The organism is Pseudomonas sp. AD21 (assembly GCF_002878485.1).
In the GTDB taxonomy this organism is placed as follows: domain Bacteria; phylum Pseudomonadota; class Gammaproteobacteria; order Pseudomonadales; family Pseudomonadaceae; genus Aquipseudomonas.
In genome coordinates this window covers 115465-134926 of record NZ_NQYG01000010.1, presented here as the reverse complement: position 1 = coordinate 134926, position 19462 = coordinate 115465, and the positions used below count along the sequence as shown (strand labels likewise).

The 19462-nt window shown below is 61.9% G+C and carries 18 protein-coding genes; 2 read left to right on the top strand and 16 right to left on the bottom strand.

Features of this window, described 5'->3' with window-relative positions; genetic code table 11:
• Window positions 1-550 precede the first annotated feature (550 nt).
• Window positions 551-3769 (top strand): ribonuclease E, encoded by a 3219-nt coding sequence (rne, locus tag PseAD21_RS09110; protein WP_102355398.1) that lies wholly within the window; start codon window positions 551-553, stop codon window positions 3767-3769.
• Window positions 3770-3872: 103 nt separating this feature from the next.
• Here rne and PseAD21_RS09105 read toward each other — a convergent pair whose 3' ends face one another.
• The 12 genes from PseAD21_RS09105 to PseAD21_RS09050 all read right to left on the bottom strand — a co-directional run bounded on the left by PseAD21_RS09105 (window position 3873) and on the right by PseAD21_RS09050 (window position 15330).
• Complete coding sequence (locus PseAD21_RS09105; RefSeq protein WP_102355397.1) at window positions 3873-4469, bottom strand: nucleotidyltransferase family protein; 597 nt, start codon at window positions 4467-4469, stop codon at window positions 3873-3875.
• On the bottom strand, window positions 4466-5446 hold the full coding sequence (locus PseAD21_RS09100; protein ID WP_102355396.1) for an XdhC family protein: 981 nt from the start codon (window positions 5444-5446) through the stop codon (window positions 4466-4468). Before PseAD21_RS09100 ends, PseAD21_RS09105 begins: the two co-directional genes overlap by 4 nt.
• Complete coding sequence (locus tag PseAD21_RS09095) at window positions 5446-7767, bottom strand: xanthine dehydrogenase family protein molybdopterin-binding subunit (RefSeq protein ID WP_102355395.1); 2322 nt, start codon at window positions 7765-7767, stop codon at window positions 5446-5448. Before PseAD21_RS09095 ends, PseAD21_RS09100 begins: the two co-directional genes overlap by 1 nt.
• Window positions 7764-8234 (bottom strand): (2Fe-2S)-binding protein, encoded by a 471-nt coding sequence (locus PseAD21_RS09090; RefSeq protein WP_102355394.1) that lies wholly within the window; start codon window positions 8232-8234, stop codon window positions 7764-7766. The genes PseAD21_RS09095 and PseAD21_RS09090 overlap by 4 nt, the downstream gene beginning before the upstream one ends.
• 241 nt (window positions 8235-8475) lie before the next feature.
• Window positions 8476-9495 carry a UDP-N-acetylmuramate dehydrogenase gene (gene murB / locus PseAD21_RS09085; protein WP_102355393.1) on the bottom strand — a complete coding sequence of 340 codons (1020 nt, stop codon included), beginning with the start codon at window positions 9493-9495 and terminating at the stop codon, window positions 8476-8478.
• The gene (locus PseAD21_RS09080) at window positions 9492-9956 is read right to left on the bottom strand and encodes a low molecular weight protein-tyrosine-phosphatase (protein WP_016986041.1); all 465 of its coding nucleotides are present in this window, start codon (window positions 9954-9956) and stop codon (window positions 9492-9494) included. The genes murB and PseAD21_RS09080 overlap by 4 nt, the downstream gene beginning before the upstream one ends.
• Window positions 9956-10720, bottom strand: coding sequence for a 3-deoxy-manno-octulosonate cytidylyltransferase (kdsB, locus tag PseAD21_RS09075; RefSeq protein ID WP_102355392.1), 765 nt, complete (start codon window positions 10718-10720; stop codon window positions 9956-9958). Before kdsB ends, PseAD21_RS09080 begins: the two co-directional genes overlap by 1 nt.
• Window positions 10717-10902 carry a Trm112 family protein gene (locus PseAD21_RS09070; protein ID WP_003174668.1) on the bottom strand — a complete coding sequence of 62 codons (186 nt, stop codon included), beginning with the start codon at window positions 10900-10902 and terminating at the stop codon, window positions 10717-10719. Before PseAD21_RS09070 ends, kdsB begins: the two co-directional genes overlap by 4 nt.
• 21 nt (window positions 10903-10923) lie before the next feature.
• Window positions 10924-11934 carry a tetraacyldisaccharide 4'-kinase gene (gene lpxK, locus PseAD21_RS09065; RefSeq protein WP_102355391.1) on the bottom strand — a complete coding sequence of 337 codons (1011 nt, stop codon included), beginning with the start codon at window positions 11932-11934 and terminating at the stop codon, window positions 10924-10926.
• Window positions 11934-12362, bottom strand: a complete 429-nt coding sequence (locus PseAD21_RS09060; RefSeq protein WP_102355390.1) for a biopolymer transporter ExbD — start codon at window positions 12360-12362, stop codon at window positions 11934-11936. Before PseAD21_RS09060 ends, lpxK begins: the two co-directional genes overlap by 1 nt.
• On the bottom strand, window positions 12359-12994 hold the full coding sequence (locus PseAD21_RS09055; RefSeq protein ID WP_178082110.1) for a MotA/TolQ/ExbB proton channel family protein: 636 nt from the start codon (window positions 12992-12994) through the stop codon (window positions 12359-12361). Before PseAD21_RS09055 ends, PseAD21_RS09060 begins: the two co-directional genes overlap by 4 nt.
• Before the next feature lie 101 nt (window positions 12995-13095).
• On the bottom strand, window positions 13096-15330 hold the full coding sequence (locus tag PseAD21_RS09050) for a DNA internalization-related competence protein ComEC/Rec2 (protein WP_102355388.1): 2235 nt from the start codon (window positions 15328-15330) through the stop codon (window positions 13096-13098).
• Window positions 15331-15465: 135 nt separating this feature from the next.
• Here PseAD21_RS09050 and PseAD21_RS09045 point away from each other — a divergent pair, with 135 nt between their 5' ends.
• Window positions 15466-15984 carry a DUF2062 domain-containing protein gene (locus PseAD21_RS09045; protein ID WP_102355387.1) on the top strand — a complete coding sequence of 173 codons (519 nt, stop codon included), beginning with the start codon at window positions 15466-15468 and terminating at the stop codon, window positions 15982-15984.
• Between the two features lie 154 nt (window positions 15985-16138).
• Here the strand turns inward: PseAD21_RS09045 and PseAD21_RS09040 are convergent, their stop codons facing one another.
• From PseAD21_RS09040 to PseAD21_RS09025, 4 genes are all read right to left on the bottom strand, one after another.
• On the bottom strand, window positions 16139-16918 hold the full coding sequence (locus PseAD21_RS09040; protein ID WP_008087860.1) for an ABC transporter permease: 780 nt from the start codon (window positions 16916-16918) through the stop codon (window positions 16139-16141).
• Window positions 16915-17847, bottom strand: coding sequence for an ABC transporter ATP-binding protein (locus PseAD21_RS09035; RefSeq protein WP_102355386.1), 933 nt, complete (start codon window positions 17845-17847; stop codon window positions 16915-16917). The genes PseAD21_RS09040 and PseAD21_RS09035 overlap by 4 nt, the downstream gene beginning before the upstream one ends.
• A 132-nt stretch (window positions 17848-17979) precedes the next feature.
• Window positions 17980-18603: a glutathione S-transferase family protein gene (locus PseAD21_RS09030; protein ID WP_102355385.1), complete on the bottom strand. Its 624-nt coding sequence runs from the start codon at window positions 18601-18603 to the stop codon at window positions 17980-17982.
• Window positions 18604-18646: 43 nt separating this feature from the next.
• Window positions 18647-19306 carry a transglutaminase family protein gene (locus PseAD21_RS09025; protein ID WP_102355384.1) on the bottom strand — a complete coding sequence of 220 codons (660 nt, stop codon included), beginning with the start codon at window positions 19304-19306 and terminating at the stop codon, window positions 18647-18649.
• Window positions 19307-19462: the final 156 nt, after the last annotated feature.

Here is a 19462-nt window from a genome sequence, read left to right as displayed (position 1 = left end):
CGGGGCTTTCGCTACGTAACGGTGGAGTTTGCAGTTGTAACAAGCGCAGGTGACATGAGGCCTGAATTACACCGTCGAGCAGAGTTTTCACTCGCCTGACAGGCAAATATTCGAGGCCAGTTCACAAAGTGCAGTCAGCTGCAGATGACCCCGAGCGAAGGCTTCGGAAACATCGCCTGAATTAGCCATGATGCGTGACCTCCCCTTTCGGAGCTCACGGTAAATGCCAACCCGCTGCGGATTCTGCGCGCGGCAGCACCCGAATTATCAGGGATACGTGTAGGGTGGAGATGCACAACCGCTGGACTGTGTAGCAATAGGCTTTATCAAGACGCTTCATCTCGTCCACAGCCGCTGGTTGATTCCTCCTCCTGACTGAGTGCTTAAGTAGCCACAGCAAGCAGGACGCGTAAGTCGCGATATCGGCCCAATTGGCCTGACATCGCTGGACACGGGAATGGCCAACCACTCCCGACGCACCTGACACCGACCGTGAGAAGTCGTGTGTGCCGAACGCCGTTTCCGGCAGCCCGGAAACCGACGGTACTACATGAAAAGAATGCTGATTAACGCAACTCAACCCGAAGAGTTGCGTGTTGCACTGGTAGATGGCCAACGCCTCTACGACCTGGACATCGAATCCGGTGCACGCGAGCAGAAGAAGGCCAACATCTACAAAGGCCGTATCACTCGCATCGAACCAAGCCTTGAGGCTGCCTTTGTCGATTTCGGCTCCGAGCGCCACGGCTTCCTGCCCCTCAAAGAAATCTCCCGCGAATACTTCAAGAAAGCCCCTGAAGGCCGCGTCAACATCAAGGACGTCCTGAGCGAAGGCCAGGAAGTCATCGTTCAGGTCGAAAAAGAAGAACGTGGCAACAAGGGCGCTGCCCTGACCACCTTCATCAGCCTGGCCGGTCGCTACCTCGTGCTGATGCCGAACAACCCGCGTGCCGGCGGTATTTCCCGTCGCATCGAAGGCGAAGAGCGCAATGAACTGCGTGAAGCGCTGAACGGTCTGGTCGCTCCGGCCGACATGGGCCTGATCGTGCGCACTGCAGGCCTTGGCCGCAGCAGCGAAGAAATGCAGTGGGACCTCGACTACCTGCTGCAACTGTGGACCGCCATCAAAGAAGCCTCGCTGGATCGCTCCGCGCCATTCCTGATCTACCAGGAAAGCAACGTGATCATCCGCGCCATCCGCGATTACCTGCGCCAGGACATCGGCGAAGTGCTGATCGACAGCGTTGAAGCCCAGGACGAAGCCCTGACCTTCATCCGCCAGGTGATGCCGCAGTACGCCAGCAAGATCAAGCTGTACGAAGACAGCGTTCCGCTGTTCAACCGTTTCCAGATCGAAAGCCAGATCGAGACCGCTTTCCAGCGCGTCGTGGAACTGCCTTCCGGCGGCTCCATCGTTATCGATCCGACCGAAGCCCTGGTGTCCATCGACATCAACTCGGCGCGCGCCACCAAAGGCAGCGACATCGAAGAAACCGCCCTGCAGACCAACCTTGAAGCCGCCGAAGAAATCGCCCGTCAGTTGCGCCTGCGCGACATCGGCGGCCTGATCGTCATCGACTTCATCGACATGACCCCTGCCAAGAACCAGCGCGCCGTGGAAGAGAAAGTCCGCGAATGCCTGGAAGCCGACCGCGCTCGCGTGCAGATCGGCCGTATCTCGCGCTTCGGCCTGCTGGAAATGTCCCGTCAGCGTCTGCGTCCATCGCTGGGCGAGAGCAGCGGCATCGTCTGCCCACGTTGCAACGGCACCGGCATCATCCGTGACGTTGAATCGCTGTCGCTGGCGATCCTGCGCCTGATCGAAGAAGAAGCCCTGAAAGACCGTACTGCCGAAGTACGCGCTCAGGTGCCGATCCCGGTCGCTGCGTTCCTGCTCAACGAAAAACGCAATTCGATCACCAAGATCGAACTGCGCACCCGTGCCCGCATCGTCATTCTGCCGAATGACCACCTCGAAACGCCGCACTTCGAAGTTCAGCGCCTGCGTGACGACAGCCCGGAAGCTGCGACCAACCAGTCCAGCTACGAAATCGCTGCTGCCGCTGCCGAAGTCGAAGAAGTCCAGCCAGCCGCTGCGACCCGCACCCTGGTTCGCCAGGAAGCTGCGGTCAAGACTGCTCCGGCTCGTGCCAATGCCCCGGTGCCGACCGAAGTCGCCGCCCCTGCTGCAGCACCAGCACCGGCTCCGGTTGCCGCGCCAGAACCAAGCCTGTTCAAAGGCCTGGTGAAATCGCTGGTCAGCCTGTTCGCGACTAAAGAAGAGCCAGCCGCTCCGGTTGTGGTTGAAAAACCGGCCACCGAGCGCCCGGCCCGTAATGAAGAGCGTCGCAACGGTCGTCAGCAGAGCCGCAACCGTAACGGTCGCCGCGATGAAGAGCGCAAACCGCGCGAAGAGCGTGCACCGCGTGAAGAACGCGCACCACGCGAGCCGCGTGAAGAGCGTCAGCCACGTGAAGCCCGTGAAGTTCGGGAGCCGCGTGAAGCCCGCACCGAAGCACCAGCCGTGCGCGAAGAACGCGCTCCACGCGCCCCGCGTGAAGAACGTGCACCGCGTGCGCCACGCGAAGACCGCAAGCCACGTGGCGAGCGCGAAGAGCGCGTACGTGAACTGCGCGAACCTCTGGACGCTGCCCCGGCCGCTCCAGCCGTTGCTGCTGCCGCTGTCGTCGCTGAAGAGCGTCCGGCTCGTCAGCCACGCGAAGAGCGCGCACCGCGTCCGCCGCGTGAAGAGCGTCAACCGCGTGCCGAACAAGCTGCTGCCGTAGCTGAAGAAGAAATCATCAGCGGCGAAGAGCAACTGTCGGAAGACGCTCAGGACAACGCCGAAGGCGATCGTCCACGTCGTCGCTCCCGTGGTCAGCGTCGTCGCAGCAACCGTCGCGAGCGTCAGCGTGATGCCAACGGCAACGTGATCGAAGGTTCGGAAGAGTCCGAGTCCGGCGAAAACGCTGAAGGCCCAAGCACTGCCGAACTGGCTGCCGGCCTGGCCGTGACCGCCGCTGTTGCCAGCAGCGTGATCAGCGCTCCTGCCGAAGCACAAGCGCACGAGCAAGCGGAACGCGCCACTGCTGCTGTTCAGGAAACCGCTCCAGTGGAAGCGCCGGTTGTTGAAGCAACCACTCCGGTAGAAGTGGTTGCTGCTCCGGAAGTCGAAGTGGCTCCGGTTCAAGAAACCCTGCCTCAGGTAGAGCCAGCGCCAGTCGTGGTTGCCGAGTCGGTTGTTGAAACCGTCGCTGAAACCGTGACCGAAACCGTGCGTGAAGTTCGCGAAGAGCAGACTGCGTTCAACTGGGTTGCCGAACCAGCCGTCGCTGAAACGCCAGCACCAGTGGTAGAAGCCCCGGTAGTTGAAGAAGCCAAGGCTGCCGAGCCAGTGGCTGAAGTGACTGAACCTGCTCCAGCACCAGCCGCTGAAGCTCCGGTCATTGAGGCACCTGTGGTGGCTGAAGCCCCTGCTCCAGTGGTTGAAGCCGCTCCGGCAAGCGCCCTGACGGCAAACGGTCGCGCACCGAACGACCCACGTGAAGTGCGTCGCCGCAAGCGTGAAGCCGAGCGTCTGCAGAAGGAAACCGAACTGGCTGCCGCTGCTGCACCGGTTGCTGAAGTGGTCGAAGTTGCTGCTGCATCCGTTACTGAAGAAGCCGTGGTTGAGTCGGTGATCGCCGAAGCACCGCGCTCCGTTCAGGACGCGGTCGAGCATCACCAAGAGGCCGAGGAAAAAGAACACGAGCCTAAACCGCTCGTCTGATTCCGAAAGCCAATAAAAAGCCCCGCCTGAGCAATCAGGCGGGGCTTTTTATTGCCTCCAATTCAAGCATCACCACGATCCCTACAAGAGATATGTGCAGGGCTCAGGATTGGGGAAATACCAGAGATTCAGGCACATCGATATCCCACAACACCCCGGGATCATCCACCGCCACTTCCACCACTCTGCCCTGCTTGAACAACGGCCTGGCACCGCGATCACCGCTCAACGCCTGCAACCCCGGTCCGAACGAACGACCAAATCCCACCGGATGCCCGAACTCACCCTCCTGCACCGGCACGCTCACGGCGTCGTCAGCCATCGACGCCACTACCCGCTCAATACTCGACGGCAAGATAAACGGCATATCCCCCAGCACAATCAACCAGCCATCCACGTCCGGGCAGGTCGCAACGCCCGCGGCAATGCTGTCGCCCATCCCGGTCGATTCAATCGAGACCACGTCACAGCCATAAGCTTGCGCCATGCGCATCGCCTGCGGCCGCGCCTCGGTGGTCACCAGCACCCGCTTGCCGAGACCGGTTGGCAGATTCAGCAACACCTGCTCGATCACCGAACGCACCGCGCCATCGCGCCCGGTGCAATCGGCCAGCAGCTTGTCTTTATCGGCACCGGCAACCTGACGAAAGCGGCTACCCTCACCCGCCGCCAGCACAATCACTGCGATGGATCGACTCATGGCTCCTCCACGACTTTCTTCTGTTTCAACTCGACGCCGTTCTTGATCGCGACAATTTCCGCCAACAACGACAGGGCAATCTCCGCCGGTGAATGGCTGCCGATGTGCAAGCCAATCGGCCCGTGCAACCGGTTGATCGCCTCGGGTGACAAGCCCAACTGAGCCAGGTTGTCCCGGCGCTTCTGGCTGTTGACCCGCGAACCGAGCGCGCCGACATAGAACGCTGGCGAATCGAGTGCGGTGAGCAACGCCATGTCGTCCAGACGTGGATCATGGGTCAGCGCGACGATGGCCGTGCGCTCATCCGTCTGAATACTCAACACGGCCTCGTCAGGCATGCCCGGGACAAAGCGGCCGTGGTGCTCTTCCCAGCCGTAGACGAATTCCGTGCGCGGATCGCAGATCAGCACTTCGAAATCCAGCAGCCGGGCCATGTCGGCCACATAACGTGACAACTGTCCGGCGCCGATCAACAGCAGACGCCAGCGCGGACCATAAATCGCGCGCAGGGTCTTGCCATCGAATGCCAGCACATCGGCTTTGCTCGCCGCCGACAGCACAACCTCACCGGTGTCGATGTTCAGCTCGCGAGCCACAATCTCATGCGCTTCACAACGCGCGAGCAACTCGGCGACCCACGCCGGATCCCCGACCCGCTCTTCGGTCAGGCGCAACGTGCCGCCACAGGGCAAGCCGAACCGCGCGGCCTCCTCCCGGGTGACGCCGTAGGTAATCAGTTGCACCGGCGGCCCGTCGCTGGCGATGCGCCCGTCGTGCAGGCGGGCGATCAAGTCATCCTCGACACAGCCGCCCGACACCGAACCGATCACCACGCCATCTTCGCGCAACGCGAGCATCGCCCCCGGCGCCCGGGGCGCGGTACCCCAGGTCTGCACCACGCTGAACAGCACCACCCGTTGCCCGGCGCGGCGCCATTCAAGCACGCTGCGCAGAACGTTGAGATCGGCGCTGTCCATTACGCCTGCGCCTTCTGCCAGCCCTGCAACTGATAACGCACCGGCAGGTTGCGGATGCGCTGGCCGGTGGCGGCAAAGATTGCGTTGCACAGCGCCGGCGCAATCGGCGGCACCCCCGGTTCACCGACGCCACCCAACGGTACGTCGCCCGGCGGCGTCACCAGATGCACGGCGACTTCCTTGGGCGCCAACGACATGCGCGCCACTTCGTACATATGGAAGTTGTCCTGCTGGACCTTGCCATCCTTGAAGCTGATTTCACCCAGCACCGCGTTGCCCAGGCCCATCACGCAGGCGCCTTCGAACTGCGAGCGGATGCGTTCAGGGTTGATCTGCGGCCCGCAATCGACGGCGATGTCGGCCTTGTGCACGATCAGCGTGCCGTCGTCCTTGACCTCGACTTCGATCACCGCCGCGACATAGGTGACGAAGCTGTAGTGCACCGCCAGTCCCAGGCCTCGGCCCTCAGGCAGTTTGCGCCCCCAACCGGCCGCCTTGGCCGCAGTTTCCAGCACCGTGCGCATACGCCCGGTGTCGATCGGATAGCGCTCGGGGGATTCACCGTAGTTCCACTCCTCGCTCAGGGTGCGCGGGTCAATCTGCCGATCGGGGCCAAGCAACTTGATCTGATACTTGAGCGGATCCACACCGGCCTTGTGCGCCAGTTCATCGACGAAACTCTGGATCGCGAAGCCGTGGGGAATGTTCGACACCGAGCGATACCAGCCGACCCGGGTGTGCACCGTGGCCTCGGGGTTTTCCAGGCGCACGTTGGGTATCGCGTAGGCCATGTTGGTGAAGCCCATGCCCAGTTCGAACGCCGCCTCATGGTTCATGCCCGGGGCGAACAGCGCGGTAATGCTCGGCGCCACCGTGCGATGCAACCAGCCGGACGGCATGCCGTCCTTGCCAACCGCGGCCTTCAGGTACTCGGCGGACACGGTGTGGAAATACGAGTTGTGGATGTCGTCTTCACGCGTCCATTGCACCCGTACGGCTTTGCCGGGGAACTCCTTGGCGAGGATCGCCGCCTCGACGACGAAATCCGGTTTCGATTTGCGGCCAAAACCGCCACCCAGCAGCGTGACGTTGAAGGTGACGTTATCGAACGGCAGCCCCAGGCGCTCGGCGATGCGCTCGCGGGTCACTTGTGGCGCCTGACTTGGCGCCCACGCCTCGCACACGCCGTTGTTGTAGCGGGCGATGGCGACCATCGGTTCCATCGGCGCCTGGGCCAGATGCGGCAAATAGTAGGAAGCCTCGAGGCTGCTGGCCGCGCCACTCAGGGCTTTTTCGATATCGCCGGTGTTGCGTACCACTTTGCCGGGCTTGCGTGATGCAGCTTCCAGTTCCTGGCGATAGGCGATCGAGTCGTAGCTGGCATTGGGGCCGTCGTCCCATTCGATTTTCAGTGCCTCGCGGCCCTTGATCGCCGCCCAGGTATTGCTGGCGACCACTGCCACGCCACCCAGCGGCTGGAATTCCGAAGGCAACGGACGACTTTCGATCTGCATGACTTTTAGCACGCCGGGGACTTTCAGCGCCGCGCTGTCATCCAGCGACTTGACCTTGCCGCCGTACACCGCCGGACGGGCGATGGTGGCGTACAGCATGCCGTCGAAATGCACGTCGGCGCCGTACACCGCGCGACCGTTGACGATGTCGGCACCGTCGATGGCCTTGGTGCCTTCCTTGCCGATGTAGCGAAACTCCGACGGTTGCTTGAGACGCAGGCTGTCACGCGCCGGCACCGCCAGCGCACTGGCTGCGGCGGCGAGCTCGCCATAACCCAGCTCGCGACCGGACGGTTTGTGCAGGACTTTGTGCAACTGTGCATGGCACTCGCTCACCGGCACTTTCCACTGCGCGGCGGCGGCTTGTTCCAGCATGGTCCGGGCTGCCGCGCCGCAACGGCGCATCGGTTCATACCAGTGGCGCATGCTGCGCGATCCGTCGGTGTCCTGGTTGCCGAAGCGCACTTCATCGCCGGGCGCTTGCTGGACTTTGACCCTGGCCCAGTCGGCGTCCAGCTCGTCGGCGACCACCATGGTCAGGCTGGTGCGCACGCCCTGGCCCATTTCCGAGCGGTTGCAGACCACGGTAACCGTGCCATCCGCAGCAATGCTGACGTAGACCTTCGGATCGTCGATCCAGCCGTTGGGCATGCCCTCGGCGCCGAATTTCTTCGGGGCGTCTTCAGCCAACGCATCCTGCCAGCCCCAACTCGCGGCCAGCACCAACGCACCAGTAGCCCCGACGCCTTTTAGAAAGCCTCGACGACTGAGATTGCTCAGGGCGAAATCATTCGGCAAGCGGCTCATGCCTTGGCCTCCTTCAGGTGAGTGGAGGCCTGACGGATCGCGGTCTTGATCCGGTTGTAGGTGCCGCAACGGCAAATGTTGCCGACCATCGCTTCTTCGATCTGCTCGTCGCTCGGATTCGGATGGGTCTTGAGCAACGCGGTGGCGGACATGATCTGCCCACCCTGACAGAAACCACACTGCGCCACGGCGCTGTCGAGCCAGGCCTGCTGGACCACTTGGCCAACCGGATCGGCGTGCAGGTTGTCGATGGTGCTGACGTTCTGCCCGATCACCGAGCCGATCGGCGTAATGCAACTACGGGCCGGCAAGCCATCGATATGAATGGTGCAGGCACCGCACAGGCCCATACCGCAGCCGAATTTGGTGCCGTTGTAACCGGCGACATCACGAATAGCCCACAGCAGCGGCATGTCTTCGGTGACATCCAGTTGATGGTCCTGGCCATTGAGTTTCAGGGTAATCATGGGCACGCCCGCATATTCTTGGTGGTTATGGGGTCGAGCAATCTGCCGCCAGAGACTGGCGGTGGTTCACGCAGATCGACTCAGGCTAATGGGCTCTCTTGTGCCAACGCGAACGTCTGCACCGGGCCTTTGGTGGAGCAAAGGGATTATCGTTAGCTGGCTACGTTAACCCGTGATTAACAAAAAAGCCCTGCACTTTTTTATCAGTGCAGGGCTTTGGATACCGACTTGAAGCGTAGCCTCAATAGCGGTTGGGCTCCATTTCCAGCTCGATATTGAAACGTTCGGCAATATCTTTCTGGATGCGTTGCGCCAGCTCCAGCAATTGCAGGCCGGTGGCCGCGCCGTAGTTGACCAGCACCAGCGCCTGCAACTTATGCACGCCGGCATCGGCCTCACGGAAACCTTTCCAGCCGGCGCGCTCGATCAGCCAACCAGCGGCCAGTTTCATCTGCCCGTCCGGTTGCACGTAAGCCACCAGATCCGGGTGCAGCTGTTTGATCTGCGCCACCAGCGCCGCCGGCACCAACGGGTTCTTGAAGAAGCTGCCGGCATTACCGAGCACCGCAGGGTCCGGCAGTTTTTCGCTGCGGATGCTGCAGATCGCGCGACTGACGTCGCTTGGCGTTGGTTGCTCGATGCCCTGCTCGGTCAGGCGCTGACGCACTGGCCCGTATTCCAGGTGCAAGTGAGCTACGCGGTCGAGGTTGAAGCGCACGCGCAGGATCAGCCAACGCCCCGGCTGCTGCTTGAACAGGCTGTCGCGGTAGGCGAAGTTGCATTCTTCCAGGCTGAAGTCGCGCAACTCGCCGGTCTGACGATCCAGCGCGGTGAGGCCGGCGAACACATCCTTGATCTCGACCCCGTAGGCACCGATGTTCTGCATCGGCGCCGCCCCCACGGTACCTGGGATCAGGCTGAGGTTTTCCAGACCGGAAAAACCCTGCGCCAGCGTGTGCTGCACGAACGGGTGCCATGGCTCGCCGGCTTCCGCCTCGATCACCACGCGGTCGCCGTCGTCGCTGATCAGCCGAATGCCACGAGTCGCCATGCGCAACACCAGCGCCGGAATATCAGCGGTCAGCAGCAGGTTGCTGCCACCACCGATCACCAGCAATGGCACGTCGTTCGCTGTGGCATACGCCAGCGCTTCACGGACATCGGCGTCGCTATGGGCTTCGGCAAACAACTGCGCGCGAACGTCGACGCCGAAACTGTTGAACGGTTTCAGCGAAACCTGTGATTGAAGCTGCAAACTCATAACCGACCCTTCACTTCGATCAACAGTTGGTCACAGGCCGCCTCGATCAGATCCAGCACCTGTTCGAAGCCCTGATCGCCGTCGTAATACGGATCCGGCACTTCATCGACCACACCGGCATAACGACGCAGGAACAGATCCAGTTCGGCCTTGCCGGTGGATGGCTGCAAGGCCTTGAGGTTGCGCAGGTTGCTGTTGTCCATGGCCAGAATCAGGTCGTAACTGGCGAAATCGGCGCGGCTGACCTGCTGCGCACGTTGCGCCGACAGGTCATAACCACGCACTTTGGCCGCGGCCTGGCTGCGTTTGTCCGGCGGGTTGCCGACGTGCCAGTCACCGGTGCCGGCGGAGGCCACTTCCACCTGGTCTGCCAGCCCGGCTTCGCGCAACTTGTGACGCAACACGCCTTCGGCGGTGGGCGAGCGGCAGATGTTGCCCAGGCACACGAACAGAACGCGCATCAGGCCCCCAGCAGGCGACGAACGCGCTCGAGGTCTTCAACAGTGTCGACGCCGGTCGGCGGCGCGATCAACGCGTCGGCCACATGAATCCGCACGCCATGCCACAAGGCACGCAGTTGCTCGAGGGATTCAGTGTTCTCCAGCCAGCACGGGCCCCAGCTCACGAAGTCCTGGAGGAACCCGGCGCGGTAGGCATAAATGCCGATGTGGCGACGGTAAGGCACGCCTTCGGGCAACTGCTCGCGGCTCTTGGCGAAGGCATCGCGGGCCCACGGCAAGGTTGCGCGGCTGAAAGTCAGCGCCAGGCCGTTAAGGTCGCTGACGACCTTGACCACGTTCGGGTTGAACAGGGTCTCAATGTCTTCGATCGGCTCAGCCAGTGTGGCCATGCGCGCTTCGGTGTGGGCTGCGAGGTTGGCGGCCACTTGATCGATCACGCTCGGCGGGATCAGTGGCTCGTCGCCTTGCACGTTGACCACGATCGCGTCAGGCGCAAGGCCCAGCTTTGCCGCGACTTCGGCCAGACGGTCAGTCCCGGAATTATGGTCTTCACGGGTCAGCACCACTTCAGCGCCGAAACCCTGGCACGCCTCGACGATGCGCGCATCGTCAGTCGCCACCACCACACGGCTGGCACTGCTTTTGCTCGCCTGTTCCCAGACGTGCTGGATCATCGGCTTGCCGGCGATGTCCAGCAGCGGTTTGCCCGGCAGGCGGGTCGAGGCGTAACGCGACGGGATGACAACGGTGAAGGCAGTGGTCATTTATCCAGACGCTCGTCAGTGGTCAGGGTGCGCGCTTCGCTTTCGAGCATCACCGGGATGCCGTCGCGGATCGGATAGGCCAGGCCTGCGCCCTTGCTGATCAGTTCGGTCTTGTCGGCGCTGAGCTTGAGCGGACCTTTGCAGATCGGGCACGCGAGGATGTCGAGCAATTTGGTGTCCATGAACATTCCCTGGATAAAGAGTTAAGGCAAAAGACGATCGGGCAGCAGGCGCATCAACTGGGTGTCGAACCAGGCCACGAAGGCCGGTGACGGCACGGCATCGACCGCCAGATACCACCAGTCGTCAGCCGCGAAGGCACGGCACTTCACCGCGTCCTTTTCGGTCATCACCAACGGCAATGACGGTGTGAAATTCAAGGCCTGCACGCTGTATTCGGCGTGGTCGGCAAACGCATGGGGGATTGCCCGCCAGTCTAGCGCTTCGAGTGTATTGAAGAAACGTTGCGGATTGCCGATCCCGGCCACCGCGTGCACCGATTGCCCGGGCGCAAAATGCTCCAGCGGTTTGCGTTCGCCGCTGCGCAGATTGACCAGCGCGGTCGGTTGCAGGCGAAACGCGAAGCCGTCGTCGCGGTCTGCGGTGGCGCCGTTGAACAGCACGCCGTCGACGCTTTGCAGGCGCTCGATCGGCTCGCGCAACGGACCTGCCGGCAGGCAGCGTTTATTGCCCAGGCCTCGAGCAGCGTCGATCAGCACCAGCTCCAGATCGCGGGCCAGACGGTAATGCTGCATGCCATCGTCGGAGAGGATCAGGTCCAGCGGTTCACTGGCGAGCAGGGCTTTGACTGCAGCGCTGCGATCAGGGTCGATCATCAACGGCACACCGGTGCGCTGCACGATCAGCAGCGGTTCGTCACCCGCGATGTCTGCGCCTTGGTTGGCCTCGACCCGCCACGGCATTTGCGGCGGTTTGGCACCGTAGCCACGACTGACCACGCCAACGCGCAAGCCGCTGCGCCGACAGTGTTCGATCAACCACAGGATCATCGGCGTTTTGCCAGTGCCGCCGACGGTGATATTGCCGACCACAATCAGCGGCACTGGCGGCTGATAGATCTGGCCTTCGCCATCGAGAAAGCGCTGGCGTTTGTTGACCACCACGCGGCGGTAGAGCATTTCCAGCGGCCGCAGCAATGTCAGGGCCGGATGCCCTTGATACCACGCGGCGAGCAAGCGATCGGACAGGCTCATCAGGATTTGGGCGCCGCCTCGACCGTGGTCATGCGCAGATGGCTGAAACCGAGTTTGCCGGCCGCGTCCATGGCGGTGATCACCGCTTGGTGTTGGGTCTTGCCGTCGGCACTGATCGACAACGGCATGTTGGTGTCACCGTTGGCTTCTTTCTGCATGGCTTCCATCAGTGTCGCCAGATCGTTCTTCGGCAACACCTTGTTGTTCACCGAGTACACGCCTTCGGCGCTGATCGCGACATCCAGTTGTTTGAGCTGCTGGTCTTCGGCGGGTGATCCGCTGACCGACTCTGGCAGATCGACGCGCAACTGGGTTTCGCGGGTGAAGGTGGTGGTCACCACGAAAAACAGCAACAGGATGAACACCACGTCGATCAGCGACGCGAGGTTGATGTCTATCGTTTCCCGGGGTTTGCGACGGAATTTCACGCTTTGTCCCCGGCCAGATCGACGTCACGGTCGCCCTGCACCACTTCGACCAGTTTGATCGCTTCCTGCTCCATGCCCACCACCAGCTCGTCGATGCGGCGTTGCAGGAACCGGTGGAAGAACACCGACGGGATACCCACCATCAGGCCCGCCGCCGTAGTGATCAGCGCCTTGGAGATACCGCCAGCCAGTACCGAAGCATTGGTGGTCATGCCGGAGCCGGTGAAGGCGCTGAAAATGTCGATCATGCCCAGCACCGTACCCAACAGGCCCAGCAACGGCGACATGGCGGCGATGGTGCCCAGCGCGTTGACGTAGCGTTCGAGCTCGTGAATCACCCGCGCGGCGGCTTCTTCGATGCATTCCTTCATGATCTCGCGACCATGCTTGGAGTTGGCCAGGCCCGCCGCGAGGATTTCACCCAGCGGCGAGTTGACGCGCAACTCCTTGAGTTTTTCTTTGTTGAGCTGCTTGTCCTTGATCCAGACCCAGACCTGGCCCAGCAGATGCTCGGGGGTGACGCGACTGGCGCGCAGGGTCCACAGGCGCTCGGCGACGATCGCCATGGCCGCGATGGAACTCAGAATGATCGGCAACATCATCCAGCCGCCGGATTTGACCAATTCCCACACAGTGACAGTCCCCTCGAAAAAGTGCGCCACTTTACCATACCGGTTCGCGATTAAGACCCGCTGCCCCGACGACCGTGATGTCGCAAGCGTGCCTGCGCCGATCAACGGGCCGACACGGGCGGATCACGCCAGAAACGCCGCTGCTGACGCATTGTCCACGGCGCGCTGAAGGTCCCCAGTTGCAGATGAATGGCACCGTGCTCGGCACTGTCGTAAATGCGCAGCTGCTGTTTGCGATAACGCGCGAGCACGGTGGGATGCGGGTGGCCGAACGAATTGCCCTGGCCTCGGGAGATCAGCACTGTTTCGGGCTGCAGGGTTTTGAGCAGCGCCATGGATGACGAACTGCGGCTGCCATGATGCGGTGCCTGCAGCCATTGCGTGGGGACGGCCAACGGGCTGTCGAGTAGGAGGCGTTCGGCGCGGGTGTCGATATCGCCGGTGAGCAGCAGGCGCTCGCCATTGGCCTCGATCTGCAGCACACAGGAACGCTGGTTGCTGTCGTGCGCGTCGGCCCACTGCCAGAGTTGGAAACGCACACCGTCCCATTGCCATTGCCGGCCACTGTCACACGTCCCGGCGTTCAGTTGGGCGGGCAATCCCGGTGGGTCGCCGCTGATGACCTGAGCGACCGGCAAGCGGCGCGCCACCGCCACAGCACCGCCTGCATGGTCGGCATCGGCATGACTGAGCAGCATCAGGTCCAGGCGTTCGACGCCGAGCTTGCGCAGTGCCGGCAACACCACTCGTTCGCCGATATCGAAATCGCCGAAACGCGGCCCGGCGTCGTAGAGTACGGCGTGATGACGGGTGCGGATCAGAATCGCCAGGCCTTGACCGACATCGAGCTGCCAGACATCGGCCACGCCCTCGGGCAGTCGCTCACGCGGCGGCACCACCAGCATCAATAGCAACGGCCAGCCCAGGGACCGCATCGGTACTCCACGTGGCAGCAGCAACATCACTGCACCGAGGCTGCCCAGCATCCAGACCCACCACGAGACTGAGGCTGGAATCCACGCCGGCCATTGTCCGGCAATCAGCGCCAGGCCGCGAAACAGCACATCGATCAGTCCACCTGCCAGCCACAACAGACCTTCGCCGACATAGGGCACTGGTAACAGCGCCGTGCCGAGCAGCGCCGGTGGCAACACGACGAAGCTGACCCACGGTACCGCCAGCAAATTCGCCAGCGGTCCGCTGAGGCTGATCGGCAGGTTCAGCGCCAGCAACACCGGGCACAGGCCAATCGCAATCAGCCATTGCGCGCGGGTCCAGGTCTGCCACCAGCGCCACGCGCCAAGGCGGCTGCCGAAGGTGAAAATCAGCACCGCCACCGCCGCGAAAGACAACCAGAAACCCGGGCGCAGGCTGGCCAACGGATCAAGCAACAGCACCGCATTGAACGCCAGCAACAGCGGCCACCACGCACCGAGATGGCGAAAGCGCAGACGCCACAGCAGCACCAGCCCGACCATCACGCAGGCCCGTTGCACCGGCACCTCAAACCCGGCCAGCACCCCGTAACCCAATGCCGCCGCAAACGCCAGACCACAGGCCCAGGGCAGCCAGGGCCAGCGCAGCGGCCACAACCCAAAACGCGCCAACCCGGCGACCAGCAGATACATCACCACCGCCAAAAGTCCGATGTGCTGGCCGGAAATCACCAGCAAATGCACGGTGCCGGTGTCCTGCAGGATCTGCCAATCCTCGCGGCTGAGCCCGGAACCGTCGCCCAGCACCAGCGCCGCCAATGCACCGCCCCGGCCCTGAGCGTCCATTTCAAGCAAGCGCTGACGAATGCTGTCGCGCCACGCCCAACTCGCCTCGGCAAGGCGCTGACCATCCTTGACCGTGCCGGTCGCGCCGATGCGTTGCGCCAGCAGCCAGGCTTCGTAATCGAAGGCATCGGGATTGAGCAAGCCGCCGGGGCGCTTGAGCTTCACCGCCAGGCGCCAGCGCTCGCCGCTGTTGAGCGGCGGCCCGGCGTACCACGCCAACCGCATCAATGACGGCAGTGTCGCGTGCCGCGAGCGGGCATCGGCCAACTCGAAACGCACCACACCGTCGCTGGACTGCGGCAACCCCACCACCCGCCCTTCGATCCAGCGCGTTTCGCCATCGAGCGGTTGCGGCAACCGATCATTCAGCGCCCACTGCGCGCTGACACAGGCCCAGGTGAAACCGAACAGCAAAAATGCCAACGGATAGCTGCGAAACGGCAGCAACATCAGCCCCACCACGGGCAACAACATCAGTAACCCGACCGGCGGTAAAACCGGTAAAAAAACCACCACCAGCAGACCGGCTGCCAGCGCCATCATCCCTGTGCGCATACGCCCGTCCTTGAGAGTTACTCCTTAGGCGTAGCCGTTGCGAAGCCAGCTCGTCGTCAACAATTGTCACAAAGTCTGAATGGGCGCTTCGTAGAATCCAGACATACTTGCCGCCTTAACCGACCGAGAAGCCTTATGCCCCGGCGCTTATTCAAACGTTACATGCCCGATCCGACGAGCATCAGGGAACACAAATCCTTACGCTTTCTCGGCAAGTTGCTGCATGACCCGAACCTCTGGCACCTCAATCGTCACTCGGTGGCCCGGGCGATGGCCGTTGGCCTGTTCTCCGCGTTCCTGCCGATTCCGGCGCAGATGCTGGTGGCGGCAGCGCTGGCGATCACCGTGCGTGGCAACATGCCGATTGCCGTCAGCCTGGTGTGGCTGACCAACCCGATCACCATGCCGGCGGTGTTCTTCTGCACCTATCAGGCCGGGGCCTGGTTGATGGATGTGCCCGCCCGCACCCTGCCCGATTCGTTGACCTGGGAATGGATCAGCGGCGAACTCTCGACGTTGTGGCAGCCGTTCTTGCTCGGCTCGGTGGTGTGTGGCCTGGTGCTTGGTGCCCTCGCCTACTTTGCGGTGATGCTGTACTGGCGCTGGTGGGTGGCGCGGCAATGGGCGCGGCGCAAGAGAAACCGCAAGGCATGAATGTAAAACGGCCTCCGCAAGGGAGGCCGTTTTGTTTTGTGCTGTCTGGACTGACGCCTTCGCGAGCAAGCCCGCTCCCACATGAGGTCTGCGTCGTAACACAGATCCAGTGTGGGAGCGGGCTTGCTCGCGAAGCAGTCGACGCGGTCTTGGATCAGGTCCGCATCCCGCGCCCACTCACCAGCAACCGCGCACAACCGAGATACAGCACGACAGTCGCCACCAGCATAAAGGTGATCGCAATGCCGATCTTGATATCCGACACACCAAGAATGCCGTAACGGAACGCGTTGACCATGTGCAGCACCGGGTTGGCCAGCGACACGGTCTGCCAGAACGGCGGCAGCAACGTGATCGAGTAGAACACCCCGCCGAGGTAGGTCAGCGGTGTCAGCACGAACGTCGGGATGATCGAGATGTCATCGAAGTTGCGCGCAAACACGGCGTTGATGAAACCCAGCAGCGAGAAAATCGTTGCCGTCAGCACCACCACCAAAATGGTCACACCCAGGTGATGCACCTGCAAATGGGTGAAGAACAGCGACAGAATGGTCACGATCACCCCGACCATCAGACCACGCAACACGCCGCCGATGGTGAAGCCGATCAGAATCGTGTGCGGCGACACCGGCGAGACCATCAGCTCCTCGATGGAACGCTGGAACTTGCTGCCGAAGAAACTCGACACCACGTTGCCGTAGGAGTTGGTGATTACCGACATCATGATCAGCCCCGGCACGATGTACTCCATGTAGGTGAAGCCACCCATATCGCCGATCTGCCGGCCGATCAGGTTACCGAAGATCACGAAATACAGCACCATGGTGATCGCCGGCGGCAGCAGGGTCTGTGGCCAGATCCGCGTAAAGCGTTTGACCTCGCGGTAAACAATGGTCTGGAGGGCGACGAGGTTGGGCCGGAACTCGGAACTCATACCGCCACCTTCGACAGATTTTTCTCCACCAGGGACACGAACAGCTCCTCGAGGCGATTGGTTTTGTTACGCAGGCTCAGCACTTCGATTTGCTGCTGCGCCAACTGGGTGAACAGCGCGGTGATGCCCATGGATTTGTCGACCTGGACCTCCAGGGTATGGCTGTCGAGCAAGCGAGCGGGATAGCCGATCAGTTGCGGTGCAGCGTTCAAGTCGTTTTTCAGGTCCAGCAGGAAGGTTTCGACGTGCAGTTGGCCCAGCAGTTGTTTCATGCTGGTGTTCTCGACGATGGTGCCGTGGTCGATGATGCCGATGTTGCGGCACAGCTGCTCAGCCTCCTCCAGATAATGCGTGGTGAGGATGATGGTGATGCCTTTCTGGTTCAGCTCGGTGAGGAATGTCCACATCGAGCGACGCAGTTCGATGTCGACCCCGGCGGTCGGTTCATCGAGGATCAGCAGGCGCGGCTCATGCACCAGTGCGCGGGCAATCATCAGGCGCCGCTTCATGCCGCCGGACAGCGAGCGTGACGGCACATCACGCTTGTCCCACAGGCCGAGCTGGGTCAGGTACTGCTCGGCGCGTTCCTTGGCGATCTTCGCCGGGATGCCGTAGTAACCGGCCTGGGTCACGACGATGTCGAAGGTCTTTTCGAACTGGTTGAAGTTGAATTCCTGGGGCACGACGCCGATCGAGCGCTTGAGCGCCGCCGGGTTCTTGTCCAGGTCATGGCCGAAGATATTCACCGTGCCACTGGTCTTGTTGACCAGAGTCGAGAGAATGCCGATGGTGGTGGATTTGCCGGCACCGTTGGGGCCGAGCAAGGCGAAGAAATCACCTTCGGCAACGTCCAGATCGATACCACTCAAGGCCTGGAACCCGTTGCCGTAGGTTTTGGTTAGCTGCCGGATGGACAGAGCGGAACTCATATCTGATTTACGCACCAAGAAGGAAAGAAAGGAAAGGTCAGGCCGGGCGGCGAACAAAACAACCACGGCGCATGAGCGCAATGGTGCTTGCCGCCGCCACACAAGTACAGTCAAGTGTGTCGATAGTTATTATCAAGTCAACGCGGTCATGACCGCTTTCTGATAGGCCGCACGCTGTTTCAAACGTGCGTACCAAGCCTCAAGACGCGGCTGCGAGGCGCGCTCGATGGGCATTTCGAACCAGGCATAAATGAAACTGCCGAGGGGAATATCGCCCATGCCGATTTCGTTTCCGGACAAATACGGCTGGCTGGCAAGCGCCTGCTCGGCCATGGCCAGCAGCGCCGTGCATTCCTTGATCCCAGCGTTGATTGCAGGCCAGTCCTGCTTGTCCGCCGGCGTACGCAGCACGCCCCAGAACACGGTGCGGAACGGCCCGGCGAAACTCGAGGTGGTCCAGTCCATCCATTTGTCAGCGATCGCCCGGGCTTGTGGATCTGCCGGGTACCACGCGCTGTTCGGCGCATGCCTGGCCAGCAGGTAACGCACGATGGCGTTGGACTCCCACAGCACGAACCCGTCATCCTCGATCACCGGTACTCGGCCGTTCGGGTTCATCGCCCGATATTCAGGCGTATCGACCACCCCGAAGGCACCACCGGCATCAATCGCCTCGTAGGCCAGGCCAAGTTCTTCGGCGGCCCACAGTGGTTTCCTGACATTCGATGAGTTTTTCCGTCCCCAGATCTTCAGCATGACCGCCTCTTTTCAAATGCGTGGGCGAGCAGCATACGCCGGATCAGACACGGCTCAAATCACTCTGCATATCGCCCAGGGTCTTCGCCTGTTGTTCGCTGAACAGATGCGGATAGCACTTTTCCAGGTGTTCGAAGAAGAAGGTTACCGGCACATCGCTGAACTGGCCGTGATCGACCAGGTACTCCATCAAATGCGCGCCGTCGCGGTTGTACGGATGGAAAACGCTGTCGTTGATCCCGTCGAACTCCAGTGGCGCGACGTTGAACAGTTCGCAAAGCTGCTGGTTGAAGGCTGGCGTGGCTTTGACCCAGCGATCATTCAGAAACAGTTCGGTGTAGCCGTGCATGGCGAACACGTCACTGCGCAGCAATTCCAACAGACGTGGGGTCGACAGGTGATTCCTGACGTCGGCCAGACCGATGCGCGCGGCAATCCCGCAATGCCGCGCACACCCGGCCAGCAACGTGGCCTTGGGCACGCAGTAACTCTCCCCCGCCGCCAAGGCATGGCTGCCACACAGAGTTTGCGGGTCGAGGCTGAAGGTATACGGGTTGTAACGCACCGCTTCGCGCACAGCGTAATAAAGACCGATCGCCTGCGCGAGTGGGTCGCGGCTGGCCCCACGGTGCTGTTCGGCGAACTCCACCACCGCCGGGTGGTCACTATCGATGAAGCGGCCGGGGCTCAGATACTCGCGCATGACGTTTTTCTCCTGGGTGAGCCCCGAGTCTAGCGACAGCTCAAGCACAGAGATAACGACGTTTCGGCCAAACATGCACGCAAAGACGCGGGAATAGCGAACGTTTTCCCACGGGTGTTGCCCACCGAACCTACAAAAGCCATCCAGGGTTTCTCA

Coding starts and splice junctions, on each gene's coding strand:
- PseAD21_RS09090 (WP_102355394.1), bottom strand. CDS start 8,234: ATGATTACCCTGAAACTCAATGGCCAGGACCATCAACTGGATGTCACC.
- PseAD21_RS09095 (WP_102355395.1), bottom strand. CDS start 7,767: ATGAGCCGCTTGCCGAATGATTTCGCCCTGAGCAATCTCAGTCGTCGA.
- PseAD21_RS09045 (WP_102355387.1), top strand. CDS start 15,466: ATGCCCCGGCGCTTATTCAAACGTTACATGCCCGATCCGACGAGCATC.
- PseAD21_RS09035 (WP_102355386.1), bottom strand. CDS start 17,847: ATGAGTTCCGCTCTGTCCATCCGGCAGCTAACCAAAACCTACGGCAAC.
- PseAD21_RS09105 (WP_102355397.1), bottom strand. CDS start 4,469: ATGAGTCGATCCATCGCAGTGATTGTGCTGGCGGCGGGTGAGGGTAGC.
- lpxK (WP_102355391.1), bottom strand. CDS start 11,934: ATGAGCCTGTCCGATCGCTTGCTCGCCGCGTGGTATCAAGGGCATCCG.
- kdsB (WP_102355392.1), bottom strand. CDS start 10,720: ATGACCACTGCCTTCACCGTTGTCATCCCGTCGCGTTACGCCTCGACC.
- PseAD21_RS09080 (WP_016986041.1), bottom strand. CDS start 9,956: ATGCGCGTTCTGTTCGTGTGCCTGGGCAACATCTGCCGCTCGCCCACC.
- rne (WP_102355398.1), top strand. CDS start 551: ATGAAAAGAATGCTGATTAACGCAACTCAACCCGAAGAGTTGCGTGTT.
- PseAD21_RS09050 (WP_102355388.1), bottom strand. CDS start 15,330: ATGCGCACAGGGATGATGGCGCTGGCAGCCGGTCTGCTGGTGGTGGTT.
- PseAD21_RS09070 (WP_003174668.1), bottom strand. CDS start 10,902: ATGGACACCAAATTGCTCGACATCCTCGCGTGCCCGATCTGCAAAGGT.
- PseAD21_RS09030 (WP_102355385.1), bottom strand. CDS start 18,603: ATGCTGAAGATCTGGGGACGGAAAAACTCATCGAATGTCAGGAAACCA.
- murB (WP_102355393.1), bottom strand. CDS start 9,495: ATGAGTTTGCAGCTTCAATCACAGGTTTCGCTGAAACCGTTCAACAGT.
- PseAD21_RS09025 (WP_102355384.1), bottom strand. CDS start 19,306: ATGCGCGAGTATCTGAGCCCCGGCCGCTTCATCGATAGTGACCACCCG.
- PseAD21_RS09040 (WP_008087860.1), bottom strand. CDS start 16,918: ATGAGTTCCGAGTTCCGGCCCAACCTCGTCGCCCTCCAGACCATTGTT.
- PseAD21_RS09100 (WP_102355396.1), bottom strand. CDS start 5,446: ATGGACAGCGCCGATCTCAACGTTCTGCGCAGCGTGCTTGAATGGCGC.